At 61.9% G+C, this 1957-nt stretch carries 2 protein-coding genes; both read left to right on the forward strand.

The window, feature by feature from the left end; genetic code table 11:
- Nucleotides 1–92: 92 nt before the first annotated feature.
- Nucleotides 93–1121: an IS21 family transposase gene (gene istA, locus DIE17_RS36910; RefSeq protein WP_124489883.1), complete on the forward strand. Its 1029-nt coding sequence runs from the start codon at nt 93–95 to the stop codon at nt 1119–1121.
- Nucleotides 1118–1891, forward strand: coding sequence for an IS21-like element ISBcen13 family helper ATPase IstB (gene istB / locus DIE17_RS36915; RefSeq protein WP_071335283.1), 774 nt, complete (start codon nt 1118–1120; stop codon nt 1889–1891). Before istA ends, istB begins: the two co-directional genes overlap by 4 nt.
- Nucleotides 1892–1957: the final 66 nt, after the last annotated feature.

Here is a 1957-nt window from a genome sequence, read left to right on the forward strand (position 1 = left end):
TGTTGGGCGCAAAGTAATAATGAGCCACTTCGCGCGAAGTAAATCTGAGCCACCTTTCAGTACAGTCAGCCTTTTGCGCGCAAAGGCTGGCGATGCTCCAGAAGGAACAGTGGATGCAAATCCATGTGCTCAAAGCCCAAGGCGTATCGGAGCGCGAGATCGCGCGGCGCCTGGGCATTTCTCGCAACACGGTGGCGCGGTACCTGTCGGCCGAGGAAGTGCCGCGCTACAAGCCGCGTGAACCGCGGCCAACCAAGCTCGGAGCGTTCGAGGCGTACGTCATCGAGCGCATGAGCGCGGCAGCCCCCGAGATCATCGCCGCGCCGGCGCTGCTGCGCGAGTTGCGTGCGCGCGGCTACGATGGCCAATTGCGAAGCCTTCAGGCTTTCATGAACGCGCATAAGTCCGTGCCGAAGCCGGATCCGGTCGTGAGGTTCGAGACCGAGCCCGGCCGGCAGATGCAGTGCGATTTCGTTGTCTTCCGTCGAGGCGCCGACCCGCTTTACGCCTTCACCGCCACGCTCGGCTTCAGTCGTTGGCGCTGGGCACGCTTCACCACCGATGAACGCGCCGAGACGCTGGTCGCCTGTCATCATGCGCTGTTCGAAGCCTTGGGCGGCGTTCCTCGCGAGATCCTTTACGACAACGCCAAGACCATCGTTGTCGAGCGCGATGCGTATGGCGACGGTCAACACCGCTGGCACGCCGGGTTGCTCGACCTGGCCAAGCGGTACGGCTTCCTGCCCAGGCTGTGCCAACCGTACCGTGCGCAGACCAAGGGCAAGGTCGAGCGATTCCATCGCTATCTGCGCGGCAATTTCTATGTGCCGCTGGCCAGCCAGCTCAAGCAATCCGGCTTGATGCTCGACGCCGTGACTGCAAACGTCGAGGTGAGTAAATGGCTGCGCGATGTGGCCAATCAGCGGGTGCATCCGGTTACAGGGCTGGCACCCGCGATTCTCCTGGAACAACGAGAACGGGCTTGCTTGCGCGATATGCCTGGCTACGCGGTGCCCCGATTGCCGGCTCGCGCCGTCGCTCGGCCGCGCGTTGACCCTGCGATGTCGATCCAGCACCCGTTGTCCGTCTACCAGCAATTGCTGACCGAGGTGCGCGCATGAACCTGCAGCAGGAACGCATCGACGGGCACTGCCAGAGCCTGAAGCTCGAGGGGCTCATGCAACGATACGTCGCTCTGGCGAGCGATGCCGCGGCCAAGCAATGGAGCTTCCTCGACTTCCTCGAGAACGCGCTCGCTCACGAACGAGAGATGAGGCAAGTTCGTTCGCGGCAAACACTGGTGCGCATGGCCGGGTTCCCCGCCATCAAGACGCTCGATGACTACGACTACAGCTTCGCCGTCGGGGCGCCGCGCAAGACGATCGACGAGCTTGCCACCCTGCGCTTCATTGAGCGGGGTGAGAACGCCGTGTTGCTAGGTCCGTCAGGCGTGGGCAAGACCCACCTCGCGATCGCCATCGGGTATGCCGCGACACAGGCCGGCATCAAGACGAAGTTCATCACGGCGGCGGATCTGATGTTGCAGCTCGAAGCTGCGCGCAGACAGGAGCGATACGACGCCGTACTTCGGCACAACATTCTCGGCCCGAGGTTGCTCATCGTCGACGAGATCGGCTATCTACCGCTCTCGGGCGATCAGGCTAGCCACTTCTTCCAGATCGTCGCCAAGCGCTACGAGCGCGGGTCGATGATCCTGACCAGCAACCTTCCGTTTGCGCAGTGGGATGAAACCTTCGGCGGCAACACCACACTGACGGCAGCGATGCTCGACCGCATCCTGCACCACGCCCACATCATCCAGATCAAAGGAGACAGCTACAGACTGAAACAGCAACGCCAAGCCGGCCACGTTTCGTCATCGAAGAGGTAACGACTGGCTCAGTTTTACTTTGCGCGATCAGGCGCGAAGTGGCTCAGATTTCAAATGCGTTTGACA

Origin of the sequence: Burkholderia sp. Bp9099, from assembly GCF_003857805.1 — a bacterium.
Taxonomy (GTDB): domain Bacteria; phylum Pseudomonadota; class Gammaproteobacteria; order Burkholderiales; family Burkholderiaceae; genus Burkholderia.